12 protein-coding genes are annotated in these 15,283 nt (G+C 73.2%); 3 read left to right on the top strand and 9 right to left on the bottom strand.

What is annotated here, in order from left to right:
- Nucleotides 1–2: 2 nt before the first annotated feature.
- The 4 genes from treS to glgX all read right to left on the bottom strand — a co-directional run bounded on the left by treS (nt 3) and on the right by glgX (nt 6,744).
- Nucleotides 3–1,823 carry a maltose alpha-D-glucosyltransferase gene (gene treS / locus HGAM_RS06825; RefSeq protein WP_019144728.1) on the bottom strand — a complete coding sequence of 607 codons (1,821 nt, stop codon included), beginning with the start codon at nt 1,821–1,823 and terminating at the stop codon, nt 3–5.
- A gap of 46 nt (nt 1,824–1,869) precedes the next feature.
- Complete coding sequence (locus tag HGAM_RS06820; RefSeq protein ID WP_019144727.1) at nt 1,870–3,834, bottom strand: maltotransferase domain-containing protein; 1,965 nt, start codon at nt 3,832–3,834, stop codon at nt 1,870–1,872.
- A gap of 62 nt (nt 3,835–3,896) precedes the next feature.
- Entirely contained in the window at nt 3,897–4,568 is a 672-nt protein-coding gene (locus tag HGAM_RS06815; RefSeq protein ID WP_020693875.1) for an alpha/beta fold hydrolase, read from the bottom strand.
- Between the two features lie 52 nt (nt 4,569–4,620).
- The gene (glgX, locus tag HGAM_RS06810) at nt 4,621–6,744 is read right to left on the bottom strand and encodes a glycogen debranching protein GlgX (protein ID WP_019144726.1); all 2,124 of its coding nucleotides are present in this window, start codon (nt 6,742–6,744) and stop codon (nt 4,621–4,623) included.
- A gap of 171 nt (nt 6,745–6,915) precedes the next feature.
- Here glgX and HGAM_RS06805 point away from each other — a divergent pair, with 171 nt between their 5' ends.
- On the top strand, nt 6,916–7,719 hold the full coding sequence (locus tag HGAM_RS06805; RefSeq protein WP_019144725.1) for a class I SAM-dependent methyltransferase: 804 nt from the start codon (nt 6,916–6,918) through the stop codon (nt 7,717–7,719).
- Nucleotides 7,720–7,827: 108 nt separating this feature from the next.
- Here the strand turns inward: HGAM_RS06805 and HGAM_RS06800 are convergent, their stop codons facing one another.
- The 3 genes from HGAM_RS06800 to HGAM_RS18180 all read right to left on the bottom strand — a co-directional run bounded on the left by HGAM_RS06800 (nt 7,828) and on the right by HGAM_RS18180 (nt 11,183).
- Entirely contained in the window at nt 7,828–9,549 is a 1,722-nt protein-coding gene (locus tag HGAM_RS06800) for an AMP-binding protein (protein ID WP_019144724.1), read from the bottom strand.
- 46 nt (nt 9,550–9,595) lie between these two features.
- Nucleotides 9,596–10,150, bottom strand: coding sequence for a DinB family protein (locus HGAM_RS06795; RefSeq protein WP_019144723.1), 555 nt, complete (start codon nt 10,148–10,150; stop codon nt 9,596–9,598).
- Between the two features lie 61 nt (nt 10,151–10,211).
- A complete protein-coding gene (locus tag HGAM_RS18180; protein WP_019144722.1) occupies nt 10,212–11,183 on the bottom strand; it encodes an EamA family transporter in 972 nt (323 codons plus the stop codon).
- A gap of 39 nt (nt 11,184–11,222) precedes the next feature.
- Between HGAM_RS18180 and HGAM_RS06785 the strand changes: the two genes are divergently transcribed.
- On the top strand, nt 11,223–11,765 hold the full coding sequence (locus tag HGAM_RS06785; RefSeq protein WP_019144721.1) for a CGNR zinc finger domain-containing protein: 543 nt from the start codon (nt 11,223–11,225) through the stop codon (nt 11,763–11,765).
- Nucleotides 11,762–12,547 carry a GNAT family N-acetyltransferase gene (locus tag HGAM_RS18175; protein WP_019144720.1) on the top strand — a complete coding sequence of 262 codons (786 nt, stop codon included), beginning with the start codon at nt 11,762–11,764 and terminating at the stop codon, nt 12,545–12,547. Before HGAM_RS06785 ends, HGAM_RS18175 begins: the two co-directional genes overlap by 4 nt.
- 2 nt (nt 12,548–12,549) lie before the next feature.
- Here HGAM_RS18175 and treZ read toward each other — a convergent pair whose 3' ends face one another.
- Nucleotides 12,550–14,277 carry a malto-oligosyltrehalose trehalohydrolase gene (gene treZ, locus HGAM_RS06775; protein ID WP_019144719.1) on the bottom strand — a complete coding sequence of 576 codons (1,728 nt, stop codon included), beginning with the start codon at nt 14,275–14,277 and terminating at the stop codon, nt 12,550–12,552.
- Nucleotides 14,274–15,278, bottom strand: coding sequence for an aldo/keto reductase family protein (locus tag HGAM_RS06770; protein ID WP_019144718.1), 1,005 nt, complete (start codon nt 15,276–15,278; stop codon nt 14,274–14,276). Before HGAM_RS06770 ends, treZ begins: the two co-directional genes overlap by 4 nt.
- Nucleotides 15,279–15,283 lie beyond the last annotated feature (5 nt).

The raw sequence follows: 15,283 nt of genomic DNA, 5'->3' as shown, positions 1-15,283 counted from the left end.
GCTCACCTCGGGTCGTTGTCGTCGGAGTGGCACAGCTCGAACCAGTAGAAGCCGTGCCCGGGCAGGGTCAGGAGGTAGGGCAGCTCGCCGATCTCGGGGAACCGCACGCCACCGGTCAGCTCGCTGGGCACCAGGCCCTGGAAGGCCGACAGGTCGAGCTCGACCGGCTGCGGGAAGCGCGACAGATTGTTGACGCACAGCACCGTGTCGCGTCCGCCGTCGGGCCGCTCGTACGTGCGCTGGTAGGCCAGCACGCTCGGGTTCGAGCCGCCCAGGTCGACGAAGTCGCCCTCGGCGAAGGCGATGTGCTCCTTGCGCACCTGGATCATCCGGCGGGTCCAGTTCAGCAGCGACGCGGGGCTGTCCTGCTGGGACTCGACGTTGATCGCCTCGTACCCGTACGTGGGGTCCATGATCACCGGCAGGTAGATGCGCCCCGGCGTGCACGAGGAGAAGCCGGCGTTGCGGTCCGGGCTCCACTGCATCGGGGTGCGGACGGCGTCGCGGTCGCCCAGCCAGATGTTGTCGCCCATGCCGATCTCGTCGCCGTAGTAGAGCACCGGCGAGCCGGGCAGGCTCAGCAGCATCGCGGTGAACAGCTCGAGCTGGTTGCGGTCGTTGTCGAGCAGCGGGGCCAGGCGCCGGCGGATGCCGATGTTGGCCTTCATGCGTGGGTCCTTGGCGTACTCGGAGTACATGTAGTCGCGCTCCTCGTCGGTGACCATCTCCAAGGTCAGCTCGTCGTGGTTGCGCAGGAAGATGCCCCACTGGGCCTTGTCCGGGATGGCCGGCGTCTGCTGCAGGATCTCCGAGATCGGGAAGCGCGACTCGCGCCGCACCGCCATGAAGATGCGCGGCATGAGCGGGAAGTGGAAGGCCATGTGGCACTCGTCGCCGCCGACGGCCGGGTCGCCGAAGTACTCCACGACGTCGCTCGGCCACTGGTTGGCCTCGGCGAGCAGCACGCGACCGGGGTACTCGTCGTCGACCACCTTGCGGCACTTGCGCAGGTACTCGTGCGTTCGCGGCAGGTTCTCGCTGCTCGTGCCCTCCTCCTCGAACAGGTAGGGCACGGCGTCGAGGCGGAAGCCGTCGATGCCCAGGTCGAGCCAGAAGCGCAGGACGTCGATCATCGCCTCCTGCACCGCCGGGTTCTCGTAGTTGAGGTCGGGCTGGTGGGAGAAGAAGCGGTGCCAGAAGAACTGCCCGCGCACCGGGTCGTACGTCCAGTTGGACGTCTCGGTGTCGACGAAGATGATGCGGGCGTCGCTGTAGGCCGAGTCGTCGTCGCTCCAGACGTAGAAGTCGCCGTAGGGGCCGTCGGGGTCGGTGCGTGACGCCTGGAACCAGGGGTGCTGGTCGGACGTGTGGTTGAGCACCAGGTCGGTGATGACCCGGATGTTGCGCTTGTGCGCCTCCTCCAGCAGGAACACGAAGTCCTCGACCGTGCCGAACTCGGGCAGCACCGCGCGGAAGTCGCTGATGTCGTAGCCGCCGTCGCGCAGCGGCGAGGCGTAGAACGGCGGCAGCCACAGGCAGTCGACGCCGAGCCACTGCAGGTAGTCGAGCTTGCCGGCCAGTCCGCGCAGGTCGCCCGTGCCGTCGCCGTTGGAGTCGGCGAACGCGCGGACCAGCACCTCGTAGAAGACCGCGTGCTTGTACCAGGACGCGTCCTTCGGAGCCTCGTGCGCGTGGGCGAAGTCGCCGGCCTGGGGCTCGACGAGCAGCCCGTCGGACGTCACGGACTCACCGGTGTGAGGGACGTCCTCGAGGCCGTCGAGGGGATCGTGTCGCTGGAGGTCGGAACCGGAGACGTCGGGCATGGCTCCTACCCTGGCGCAGGTCCGCCGAGGCTGCGACCCGACGCGGTCAGCCCTGCGGCACGACCGCGGCGAGGTGCGCCACGGCCACCGCCGGGTCGAGCCGGACGTAGTTGTGCTCGCCCCAGGTGAACGAGTCGCCGCTCACCTCGTCCAGCACCACGACCGAGCCGCCGGGCTCGACGCCCAGCGCCTCGAGGTCGAGGTGGAGGGTGCCCTCCTGTGGCTGGTGCGGGTCGAGCGTCACGACCACGATCACCGTGTCGCCCGTGGCCGGGTCGGTCTTGGAGTAGGCCAGCAGCGCCTCGTTGTCGACGTCGTGGAAGCGCAGGGTGCGCATCTGCTGCAGCGCCGGGTGGGCGCGACGCACCTCGTTGAGCCGGGTCAGCCACGGCTCCAGCGAGCGTCCCTGCTCGAGGGCGGCGTCGAAGTCGCGCGGGCGCAGCTCGTACTTCTCGGAGTTCAGGTACTCCTCGCTGCCGGGACGCACCGGCTCGTGCTCGTACAGCTCGTAGCCGGAGTAGACGCCCCAGGTCGGCGCGAGGGTGGCCGCGAGCGCGGCGCGCAGCGCGAACATGCCCCGGCCGCCCACCTGCAGGGACTCGTGCAGGATGTCCGGCGTGTTCACGAACAGGTTGGGCCGGCTCTCGTCCCAGCGGTCGCGGACCATCTCGCCGAACTCGACGAGCTCCTCCTTGCCGGTGCGCCAGGTGAAGTAGGTGTAGCTCTGCGTGAAGCCGAGCCGGGCCAGGCCGAACAGCACCGCCGGGCGGGTGAACGCCTCGGCCAGGAAGAGCACGTCCGGGTGCTCGCGCTTGACCTCCTCGATGAGCCAGGCCCAGAAGCTCGGCGGCTTGGTGTGCGGGTTGTCGACCCGGAAGATGCGCACCCCGTGGTCGACCCAGAAGCGGACGACCCGCAGCACCTCGGCGTAGATCGCCTCGGGCGCGTTGTCGAAGTTGACCGGGTAGATGTCCTGGTACTTTTTCGGCGGGTTCTCGGCGTACGCGATCGTGCCGTCGGGCAGCACCGTGAAGTACTCGGGGTGCTCACGCGCCCACGGGTGGTCGGGCGCGGCCTGCAGGGCGAGGTCGAGCGCGACCTCCAGGCCGAGCTCGCCGGCGCGCGCGACGAACGCGTCGAAGTCGTCGATCGTGCCCAGGTCGGGGTGGACGGCGTCGTGGCCGCCCTCCTCGGCGCCGATCGCCCACGGCGAGCCGACGTCGTCCGGGCCCGGGTCGAGCGTGTTGTTGCGGCCCTTGCGGTTGATCCGGCCGATCGGGTGGATCGGCGGCAGGTAGACGACGTCGAAGCCCATGCGGGCAGCTCGCTCGAGCATCGGCGCGGACGTCGCGAAGGTGCCGTGCACCGGCTTGCCGGCGGCGTCGACCCCGCCGGTGCTGCGCGGGAAGAACTCGTACCAGGAGCCGAAGGCGGCGCGCTCGCGGTCGACCCACAGCCTCTGCGGCGTGCCCTTGGTGACCAGCTCGCGCACCGGGTTGTCGTGCATGACGGTCAGCACCGGCTCCGACAGCGCCGGCGCGAGCCGCTCGTCGAGCGGGAGCGACGTGTCGCGCAGGGCGGCGGCGGCCTGCTGCAGCAGGGTGCGCGACCGGCGGTCGGAGCTCTCGTCGAGCACCCGGGCGCCGACCTCGAGGTCGTTGGCCAGCTCGTCGGCGTCCTGGCCCGCGGCGACCTTCTTCTCGATCGCGTGCAGCCACGTCGCCCACGGGTCGCCCCAGGCGTCGACCCGGAACGTCCAGGTGCCGACGGCGTCCGGGACGACGGCGGCGGCGAAGCGGTCCAGGCCCGGCGCCCCGTGCGGCTCCATGCGCACCGAGCGCGCGGTGCGGTCGCCCGGACCCTTCCAGACCACGGTGGCGGCGACGGCGTCGTGGCCCTCGCGCCAGACGGTCGCGGTCACCGGCACGTGCTCGCCGACCACGGCCTTGGCCGGGAAGCGTCCTCCGGCGACCTGCGGGCGGACGTCGTCGATCCCCAGTCGTCCCTGCACAGGGTCCCCTCTCGTCGCGGTACGGCCAAGACTGCCAGCGCGACGCCGGGCCGCAACCGGGCTCAGACCTGCAGGGCGTCCTCGCCGGCGAGCACGCGGCCCGCGGTGCCGCTCGCGGGGCGGCCGAGCAGCGTCGCGGCGAGGAACCGCGCGGCCGTGCCGTCGAACTCGCCGGCGCGGCGGAGCATGGCCTGGGTGCCGCCGCGGACGACGACGAGCGCGACGCGTCCGGAGCGCGCGAGCCGGGCCACGACGGCGCGGGCGTGGGCGATCGGCGCGATGCGGTCGTGGTCGCCGTGCACGACCAGCACGGGCCGGTCGCCGGTCGGCACGCCGTCGTCGGGGTAGAGCCACGGCGCGAGCGCGACGACCGAGGCGATCTCGGGACGACCGGCCGAGAGCAGGGCCGCGCGTCCGCCGAGGGAGTGGCCGACGAGCCCGACCGGCAGGTCGCCGTGCTTCTCGCGCAGCTGCCCCAGCGCCCAGGCGACGTCGTCGACGGGGGTGTGCGAAGCGTCCCAGCCGCGGGAGGAGTTGAGCAGGCGGTAGACGGCCAGGCGTCGGCGACCGGCGCGCGCGACCCGGCGGGCGACCGGGACCATGCGCACGACCGACAGCTGGGTCGGGCTCACCATCGGCGACCCCGGCCTGCTGGCGCCGCCGTGCAGCACGAGCACGACGGCGTCGGGGCGGGCGGGGACGTGGGTGGGGATGAGCCGAGCGCGGACGTCCATGCGCCGAGTGTGCCGGGCGCTCCCCCACACCGCCCTGCGAGCGGGGCCGCGCTCAGACCTCGCGCGGGATGCGCAGCAGCACGAGCGAGCGCCCCGCCACGGGCAGCGCGGCGCCGGGAGCGAGCGTCACGTCGTCGGCCGGCACCCCGTCGAGCGACCGGGTGTCGAGCACCGGGGTGAACGACGTGCCGAACTCCTCGCCCGGCAGCGTCGCCTCGACGTCCTCGGCCTGGGCGTTGAGCAGCAGCAGCCACGAGTGGTCGGCGACGAGCTCACCCTCGCGGGTGCGCGACTGGCTGTTGGACCCGTCGATCCACATGCCCAGGAACCGGCGCTCCTCGAACCAGTCGGCCTCGGTGAGCTCGGCGCCGTCGGGGCCGAGCCAGATCAGGTCCGGACGACCGGTCGGCGTCTGGCGTCCGTCGAAGAACTCCGGCTGGCGCAGCGCGGGGCTCTCGGCCCGCAGCCGCACGACCCGGCGGGTGAACTCGAGCATCGCCTCGGCGTCCTCGGACAGGCTCCAGTCGACCCAGGACGTCTCGTCGTCCAGGCAGTAGGCGTTGTTGTTGCCCTTCTGGGTGCGCCACAGCTCGTCGCCGGCCACGAACATCGGCGTGCCGGTGGACAGCAGCAGCGTCGCGAGCAGGTTGCGGGCCTGGCGCGTGCGCAGGGCGCGCACCTCGGGGTCGCGGGTCTCGCCCTCGACGCCGTGGTTCCAGGAGCGGTTGTCGTCGGTGCCGTCGCGGTTGTCCTCGCCGTTGGCCTCGTTGTGCTTGCGGTCGTAGGAGACCAGGTCGCGGAGCGTGAACCCGTCGTGGGCGGTGACGAAGTTGACCGACTGCCACGGCCGGCGCCGGTTGTGGTCGTACAAGTCCGAGCTGCCCGACAGCCGCGACGCCAGCTCGCGCACGGCGTCCTGCCCGCGCCAGAAGTCGCGGACGGTGTCGCGGTAGCGGCCGTTCCACTCGGCCCACTGGGCGCCGAAGTCACCGACCCGGTAGCCCTCCCCCGTCGCGTCCCACGGCTCGGCGATCAGCTTGCAGCGCGACAGCACGGGGTCGGTCGTGATGGCGGTGAGCATCGTGGAGTCGCGGTCGAAGAAGCCGCCGTGCGGACGTCCGAGGGTGCTGGCCAGGTCGAACCGGAAGCCGTCGACGCCCATCTCGGTGGCCCAGTAGCGCAGCGAGTCGGTGACCAGCCGGACGACGGTCGGCGACGCCGCCTCGATCGTGTTGCCGCAGCCGGTGATGTCGGCCATGTGGCCGCGCTGGTCGTGCAGGTAGTAGGCCGGGGCGTCCAGGCCGCGGAAGCTCAGCGTCGGTCCTTCCGGCCCGGCCTCGCAGGTGTGGTTGTAGACGACGTCGAGGATGACCTCGATGCCCGCCGCGTGCAGCGCCGCGACCATGGTGCGGAACTCCTCGACCTCGCGGCCGGGCTCACTGGCGTAGGCGGCGTGCGGCGCGAAGTAGCCCAGCGGCGAGTAGCCCCAGTAGTTGTGCCGGCCGCGGCGGGTGAGCGAGGGCTCGTCGACGAAGGAGTGCACGGGCAGCAGCTCGACCGCGGTGACGCCGAGCCGGGTGAGGTGCTCGATCGCGACCGGGTGGGCCAGGCCGAGGTAGGTGCCGCGCAGGTGCTCGGGGATGTCGGGATGCTGCTTGGTGAACCCGCGGACGTGCAGCTCGTAGACGACCGTCTCCTCGAACGGCACCTCCGGCTTCACGCCGGTGTCGGGGCCGCCGGGCGAGGTGACGACCGAGAGCGGCACGCTGCCCAGCGAGTCGGTCGGCGACGGGCGTCCGCGCTCGGGGTCGCCCACATAGCCGCGGGCGGCGGCCGGCGAACTGAGCGTGCCGGTGATGCGCCGGGCGTAGGGGTCGACGAGCAGCTTGTTCGGGTTGCTGCGCAGCCCGCGCGACGGGTCGTACGGGCCGTGGACGCGGTAGCCGTAGCGCTGGCCGGGGGTGACGCCCGGGACGAGGCCGTGCCAGACGCCGAACGTCCGCTCGGTCAGCTCGACCCGGCGCTCGGTGCCGTCGTCGTCGACGAGGCAGACCTCGACCCGCTCGGCGACGGCGGAGGTGACGGCGAACCGGACACCGCCGGCCTCAGGGTGGGAGCCGAGCGGGAACGGCCGGCCGGGAAGCACCTGGGTGTCGGACACGGGTCGGATCGCCATGCGGTCATCCTCGCAGCCGAGACCTCACCCCGCAGGCGGTGCCGGGTTCGCGCTGAGCGTGACGTATCGGGGGTCGTCCGGCCGTAACCACCCCCGAAACGTCACACTCAGCGGGAACGGGACCCCCGACGAGAGGGGTGCCGCGGACGCTTTCGGGCGTAGCCTTCGACGATGGAGCCGGACGCGTCCTGGACGGGCTCGATGCCGCAGGTGTACGACCGCCACCTGGGGCCGGCGGTCTTCGCGCCCGTGGCGGCCGACCTGGGCGCCCGCGTCGCGCACCTCGCCCCGCACCGGGTGCTGGAGCTGGCGGCGGGCACCGGTGTCGCGACCGTGGCCCTGCGCGACGCCGTCCCGGACGCCGAGCTCATCGCCACCGACCTCAACCCGGCCATGGTCGCCGTCGGCGAGCAGCGGGTCCCGAGCGCCCGCTGGCAGGTCGCCGACGCGCTCGACCTGCCCTTCCCCGACCGCTCCTTCGACCTGGTCGCGTGCCAGTTCGGGGTCATGTTCTTCCCGGACAAGGTCGCCGGGCTGCGCGAGTGCGCTCGGGTGCTCGAGCCGGGCGGTCGGGTGCTGGTCGTCACCTGGGGCGACGTCGCGAGGCACACCTTCTCCTCCGCGCTGGTCACCGCGGTCGGGCGCGTGCTGGCCGACCCGCCGGCGTTCATCGCGCGTGTGCCGCACGGCTACGACGACCCCCGCGCCCTGCTCGCGGACCTGGGGACCGCCGGGTTCGACGACGCGAGCGTCGAGACCGTGACCGTGACCGGGCACGCGTCCTCGGCCGTCGACCTGGCCGAGGGGTTCTGCGGCGGGACTCCGCTGCGCGGCGAGCTGACCGCCCGCGGCGACCTGGAGGCGCTCACCCGGGCGGTCGCGGCCGAGATGACCGCCGTGCTCGGCGAGGGGCCGGTGACCGGGACGATGGAGGTCCACGTCGGCACCGGAACGCGTCCCCACCCCGGCGCGTGAGCCCAGCACTCGCTGAGCGTGACGTTTCGGGGGTGGATCCGGCCGATCGCCCCCCGAAACGTCACACTCAGCGGGAACGGGACCCCGTCGAGGCGTGAGGGAAGTGCGTCAGTCGCGGTGCAGGAGGGTGTCGCGGACGAGGCGGCGCAGGACCTTGCCGATCTGCGAGCGCGGCAGGTCGTCGAGCACGTGCACCGAGCGAGGCAGGGCGTAGCGCGGCAGGCGCTGCTCGGCCCACTCGCGCACGGCGGCCAGGTCGGGCGTCGGGGCGCCGGTCTCCATGACCAGGGCCGCGGCGACCTCCTCGCCGTCGTCGGTCGGCAGGCCGACCACGGCGACGTCCTGCACGCCGGGCATGGTGCGCAGGTGGTCCTCGACCTGCGACGGGTACACCTTGAACCCGCCGACGATGATCATCTCCTTGACCCGGTCGACCAGGGTCGTCCAGCCGTCGGGCTCGACCACGACGACGTCGCCCGTGCGCAGCCAGCCGCCCTCGAGCAGCTGGTGGTCGGTCTCCTCGGGCCGGTTCCAGTAGCCCTGGAAGACCTGGGGGCCGCGCAGCAGCAGCTCACCGCGCAGCGTGCCGTCGTCCTCGGCCGACACGTCGACCGTCGGGTCGTCCTGCGACACGACGCGGATGTCGGTGCTGGGGAACGCCAGGCCGAGCGTGCCGGGGCGGCGACGCTCCGAGCACGGGTTGCCGAGCGCGATCGGCGACGCCTCGGTCATGCCGTAGCCCTCGATGAGCAGGCCGCCGGTGGTCCTCTCCCAGCGGTCGGCGGTCGCCTTGCTGATCGGCATGGCGCCGGCGAACGAGACCCGGATCGAGCGCAGGCCGTCGGCCGGCTTCTTCGCCGCCGCGTCGAGCGCGTCCAGCACCCGGTCGAACATGGGCGCCACGCCGGGCAGGAAGGTCGCCGGCCGGCGGCGCTGGGCGGCGACGACGGACGCGGGGTCGAACTGCGGGAACGCCACGAGGGTCGCGCCGATGTAGCCCGGCAGCGTCAGGCAGAACGTGAGCCCGAACGCGTGGAAGAACGGCAGGATGCCGTAGACCGTCTCCTCGCCGTGGCGGAAGCCGGCCCAGGTGAAGCCCTGGACGACGTTGGCGACCAGGTTGCGGTGGGTGAGCACGGCCGCCTTGGGCGTGCCGGTGGTGCCGCCGGTGTACTGCAGCAGGGCGACGTCGTCGGCGGCCGGCGGCTGGACGTCCAGCGGGGCGGCCTTGGCCACGAGCCGGTGCCAGTCCGGGACGCCGGCGGGCACCTCGCCGGTGAGCGCCTCGCGGGTCTGGCGGGCCTTGGCCACCGGCAGCTTCATGGCGACCCGGGACGCGCGGGGCAGGTCGCGGGAGACGTCGACCGAGACGACGCGGCGCAGGTCGGTGCCGTCCTGGGCGTCGACGACGGTCTTGACCACGTGCTGCCAGACCAGGGCGGTGGTCGCGCCGCTGTCGGCCAGCTGGTGACGCAGCTCGTCGGCGGTGTACGTGGGGTTGTGCTCGACCGCGACCGCGCCGAGGCGCAGCACGGCGTGGAAGGCGACCACGTGCGAGGTGCAGTTCGGCATCACCAGCGCGACCCGGTCGCCGCGCTGCACGCCGAGGGCGCGCAGGGCGCCGGACGCCTTGCGGATGCGCTCGTCCAGGTCGGCGAACGTGGTAGCGGCGCCGAGGAAGTCGACGGCCACGCGGTCGGGCCACTGCTCGGCGGCGCGACGCAGCCCGGCGGTCACCGGCTCGTCGGGCACCTCGACCTTCGCGGGCACGCCCGCGGAGTAGCTCGACAGCCAGGGACGGTCCTTCAGCACGGTGGTGCTCCTCTCCACCCGGCCGAGTCTAGGGACGGCCCCGCTGTGACCGGCGTCTCGCCGGTCACTCGCCGGTCGCCCCGTCGATGCACTCGCGCAGCAGGTCGGCGTGGCCGCAGTGGCGGGCGTACTCCTCGATCATGTGCACGAGCACCTCGCGCAGGTTGATCGCGGCGCCCGTGCGCGGGTGGTGCCCCACGACGTCGAGGCTGTCGGCCTTCGCGACCAGCCGCTCGGCGTGCTCGATCTCCTCGTGCCAGAGCCGGAACGCCTCCTCCACGACGCCGTCGTCGGCCACCGCGCCGTCGAACTCGGGGTCGCTCGCACCCTCGCGCTCGAAGTGGCGCGCGACGTCCTCGCCGTTCATGACGACGTGGAACCAGTGCTGCTCGACCCAGGCCATGTGCCGCACGAGGCCCAGCAGCGACATCGTGGACGGCGGCACCGAGCGGCGGGCGAGCTGCTCGGCGTCCAGGCCGTCGCACTTCACCGCGAGGGTGAGCCGGTAGTAGCGCAGGTACTCCTCGAGCGTCTCGCGCTCGCCGCCCATGACCGGGTCGCCGGGTCGCGGGTCGGTCTCGGGATCGACGGTGAAGCCGGGGTACCTGGAGCCAGTCATGGGCACAGCGTGGCGGAAGCCCGGGGCACCTGCACCCCCGGGTCGAGGGAGCGACGCCGGGTCAGTCGACCGGCGTCGGGGAGGCCGGGGCCTCGGCCCGGGGCTCCCCTAGGCGCACCAGCACGACGCCCAGCAGGACGAGCGCGCCGCCGGCGGCCTGCACCGCGCGGGGCTGCTCGCCCAGCAGCAGCCAGGCCAGCAGGACGCCGAGCAGCGCCTCGCTCAGCCCGACGAACGACGCCAGGCGCGAGCCGAGCCGGCGCACCGCGGCGATGCCCAGGACGTACGAGAGCGCCGCCGTGACGACGCCGAGCGCGCCGACGGCGAACCACCACGGCAGGGCGGTGTCGGCCAGCACGACGTCGGACGCCGACGCGTCCAGGCGCAGGACGCCGACCAGGCCGGCGGCCAGCAGGGTCACGCCGCCGACGAGCAGGCCGCCCGCGGCGAGGACGACGCCGGGCAGGTCGCCGTCGTCGCCGGCCGACACGATCCAGTAGACGGCCGCACCCGTCATCGCGCCGAGCGCCCACAGGACGCCGACGACGTCGACGGCCGCACCGGAGAGGAGGTCGATGACGAGCACCAGGCCCGCGATGGCCACGAGGGCGCCGACCACCGTGAGTCGTCCGGGACGCTGCCCGTGACGCAGCCACAGCCAGGCGATGACGGCGACCGGCGACATGAACTCGATGAGCAGCGCGGGCCCGACCTCCATGCGGGCCACGGCCTGGAAGTACGCCAGCTGGCAGCCGGCCACGGCGACCAGCCCGAAGGCGCAGATCGTCAGGCCGTGCCGCCGCACCACCGACCAGCGTCCGCGCAGCGCGACCAGCGCCGGGACGAGCAGCACGCCGGCCGCGACCAGGACGCGCACCAGCACCGCCGAGCCGGCCGACCAGCCGGTCTCGATCAGGCTCTTGGCGAACGGGCCCGAGAGCCCGAAGCTGACCGCCGACAGCAGGGCCAGGCCGACGCCGGAGGCGACGCGGGACGTCGGCATCGACGTGGTGTCATCGGTCAAGGCGGTCATGACAGATGACACTAGGGTCCGGCCTTGTAAGGTGTCAACATGCTGTTCGCCGATGACACGAGCGAGGCGCTGCGCGCGGCCGTCGAGCTGGCCAACTCCGCCCTCGAGCCGGACACGATGACGACGGTCGACGACCTCGTGGCGTTCTACGAGGGGTACGGCTACACCGGCACGCTCACCGGCGACGAGGCCGAGCTGGCGGCCGTCCGCGAGATCCGGCCGGCGCTGCGCACGCTGCTCAGCAGCCCGCGCGACGAGGCGGTGGCGCACGTCAACGCGATGCTGCGCGAGAACGCCGCGCTCCCCCAGCTCGTCCGCCACGGCAGCACCGACTGGCACCTGCACGCGGTCGACGACGACCGTCCGCTCGCCACGCGCATCCTGGTGGAGACGGCGATGGCGATGATCGACGTCGTGCGTGCGGACGAGACCTCGCGGCTCGGGGTGTGCGCCGACGACACCTGCGAGGGGCTCGTGCTCGACCTGTCGCGCAACCGCTCGCGACGGTTCTGCAGCACCGCGTGCAGCAACCGCAACGCCGTGGCCGCCTACCGCGCCCGCCGTGCGGAGGACGAGCGGTGATCCTGCGGACGTGGCGCACCACGCTGGCTCCCGGCACCGAGGACGTCTACGACGCCTTCGCCCGCACCCGGTCGCGCCGGATGTTCCAGGACGCGCCCGGCTGCGACGGCTTCGTGTTCGCCGTCGGCGACGGGCTCGACCGCGAGGTCGTGACGTTCTGGCGCGACGCGGCGGCGCTCGCGACGTTCGAGGCGAGCGACCACTACCGCGCGACGGTCGAGGCGCTGGTCGCCACCGGGTGCCTGGCCGCCGTCGGCGACGTGACCGTGCGCCGGGTCGAGACGGCCGCCGACCATTGGTGGCGTACCCCTCCCGCGCCGGCGTCCCGCCCGGCCCGGCTCGAGGACGCCGAGCAGCTCATGGACGTCGAGCGGTCCGCGATGACCGCGGCGCTGCCGCACGTGTTCCCTCCGGACGAGTACCCGTACCCGTCCGCGGCGGTGCTCGCCCGCTGGCGCCACGAGCTGGCCGAGCCCGCCGTGGACGTCCGCGTCGTCGACGACCCCGACGGCCTCCGGCGCCTGGTCGCGTTCGTCGCCTGGCGCGGCGAGCGGGTGCTGCACCTCGGCGTGCGGCCCGAGCACTGGCGGACCGGCCTCGGCACGACTCTGCTCGCCGAGGCGACCGCGACCGCGCAGCGACCGGCGCTGTGGGTGCTGGCCGAGAACCACCGGGCGCGGCAGGTCTACGAGCACCGCGGCTGGCGGCCGACCGGGCGCACCCAGCGTGCGGAGTTCCCGCCCTACCCGACCGAGATCGAGCTCGAGCTCGTGCGCGGCTGAGGTCAGCGGCGCACGCGCACGACGGCGAACGACTCCGCGCCCAGCCGGACGCCGCCGTCGCCGGGCTCCGCGCCGTGCGGCGCGAGCAGCACCTCGTCGACCACCGCGTCGAGCGGCACGACCGCAGCGGCACCGAAGCACACGACGACGCGCAGGTCGCCGCGCTGCATGACCAGCCAGGAGTCGTCGTCGGCCACTTCGACCGCGAAGCGGGTCAGCGACGGGTCGGCGAGCTCGGGGTGCGCTCGGCGGAGCGCGATGAGCGAGCGGTAGACGTCCAGCACCTCGGCGTGCGCACCCTGCTCGCGCTCGTCCCAGCGCAGGGTCGAGCGCTCGAACGTGGCGACGTCCATCGGGTCGGGCACGTCGTGCTCGTCCCAGCCGTGCCGGCCGAACTCGCGTCGGCGGCCGGTGCGCACGGCTTCGCCGAGCTCGGGGTCGGGGAACGACGCGAAGAACTGCCACGGGGTGCTGGCCGCCCACTCCTCCCCCATGAACAGCATCGGGGTGAACGGCCCGAGCAGGACGACCGCGGCGGCGCAACCGAGCTGCCCGGGCGAGAGCGTCGCGGCCAGCCGGTCGCCGGTGGCCCGGTTGCCGACCTGGTCGTGGGTCTGGGTGTAGACGACGAACCGCGAGCCGGGCACCGTCGTGACGTCGACCGGACGCCCGTGGGTGCGGCCGCGGAACGTGGAGTACGTGCCGGCGTGGAAGAAGGCCTGACGCAGCGTCGTGGCCAGCGCCCCCTGCGCGGCGAAGTCGCCGTAGTAGCCGGACGTCTCACCGGTCAGCCGCACGTGCAACGCGTGGTGGACGTCGTCGGCCCACTGGGCGTCCATGCCCAGGCCGCCGCGCTCGCGCGAGGTGACGGTACGCGGGTCGTTGCGGTCGGACTCGGCGACGAGCGACAGCGGACGTCCGACCCCCGCCGACAGCGCCTCGACCTCCTCGGCCAGCTGCTCGAGCACGTGCACCGCCCGCTGGTCGACGAGCGCGTGGACGGCGTCCAGCCGCAGCCCGTCGACGTGGAAGTCACGCAGCCACGACAGCGCGTTGTCGACCACGTAGCGGCGCACCTCGTCGGAGTGCTCGCCGTCGAGGTTGAGCCCGGGCCCCCAGTCGTTCTGCCCGGCGAAGTACGGCCCGAACCGGTCCAGGTACGCGCCCGACGGGCCGAGGTGGTTGTAGACGACGTCGAGCACGACGCCGAGGCCGCGGGCGTGGCAGGCGTCGACGAAGCGCTTGAACCCGTCCGGGCCGCCGTAGGGCTCGTGCACCGCGCCCCACAGGACGCCGTCGTAGCCCCAGCCGTGCGGCCCGTCGAAGGAGTTGACCGGCAGCACCTCGACCAGGTCGACGCCGAGGTCGACGAGGTGGTCGAGCCGCTCGATCGCGCCGTCGAACGTCCCCGCCGGCGTGAACGTGCCGACGTGCATCTCGTAGAGCACCGAGCCGGCGAGCTGGCGCCCCGTCCACCCGTCGTCGGTCCAGGCGAACGCACCGTGGTCGTAGAGCTCGGAGGCCTCGTGGATGCCGTCGGGCTGGCGCCGCGACCGCGGGTCCGGGAGCGGCTGCTCGTCGTCGCCGAGCAGGTAGGCGTAGCGCGCACCGGCTCGCTCGGCGACGTCCGCGTGCCACCAGCCGGCGGTGTCGCGGCGCATCTCGTGGACGTCGCCGTCGACCTGCACGCGGACGCGCTCGAGCAGCGGCGCCCAGACCGCGTACGTCATGCCGGGCGGGTCTCGGGCGACACGGTCTTGGCCGGGTCGGTCTCGGGCAGGGTGCCGAGCACCTCGTCGACCGCCTTGAGCACGTCGGCCTCGAGCTTCAGGCCGGCGGCCGCGGCGTTGGACGTGACCTGCTCGGGACGCGAGGCGCCGACGATGGCGCCGGCCACGTTGTCGTTGGCCAGCACCCAGGCGACGGCCAGCTGGGCCAGCTCGACGCCGAGGTCGTCAGCGATCGGCTTCAGCCGCTGCACCGCCTCGAGCACCTCGTCGCGCATGAAGCGCGAGATCATCTGCGCGCCGCCCTTCTCGTCCGTGGCGCGCGAGCCCTCGGGCGGAGCCTGGCCGGGCTGGTACTTGCCGGTGAGGACGCCCTGCGCGATCGGCGACCAGACGATCTGCGAGACGCCGAGCTCGCGGGAGGCGGGCACGACCTCGCCCTCGATGACCCGCCACAGCATCGAGTACTGCGGCTGGTTGGAGATGAGCTGGATGCCGAGGTCCTGGGCGAGCGCGTGGCCGGCGCGCAGCTGCTCGGCGTCCCACTCGCTCACGCCGATGTAGAGCGCCTTGCCGGCGCGGACGACGTCGGCGAACGCCTGCATCGTCTCCTCCAGCGGCGTCTCGTGGTCGTAGCGGTGCGCCTGGTAGAGGTCGACGTAGTCGGTGCCGAGCCGGCGCAGGCTGGCGTCGATGCCCTCGTGGATGTGCTTGCGCGACAGGCCGCCGTCGTTCTTGCCCTTGGGCCCGACCGGCCAGTAGACCTTCGTGAAGATCTCCAGCGACTCGCGGCGCTCGCCCTTCAGCGCCTCGCCGAGCACGGTCTCGGCGGCGCCGTTGGCGTAGACGTCGGCGGTGTCGAAGCTGGTGATGCCGGCGTCGAGGGCGGCCCGCACGCAGGCGATCGCCGCGTCGTTCTCGACCTGCGACCCGTGGGTCAGCCAGTTGCCGTAGATGATCTCGCTGATCTTGAGGCCGCTGCGGCCCAGGTACCGGAACTCCATGCGTC

The sequence above is a fragment of the Aeromicrobium massiliense JC14 genome (assembly GCF_000312105.1).
Taxonomy (GTDB): Bacteria; Actinomycetota; Actinomycetes; order Propionibacteriales; family Nocardioidaceae; genus Aeromicrobium; species Aeromicrobium massiliense.
Note: the sequence above shows the minus strand (reverse complement) of the source record. Positions and strands in the feature narration are given on the sequence as shown.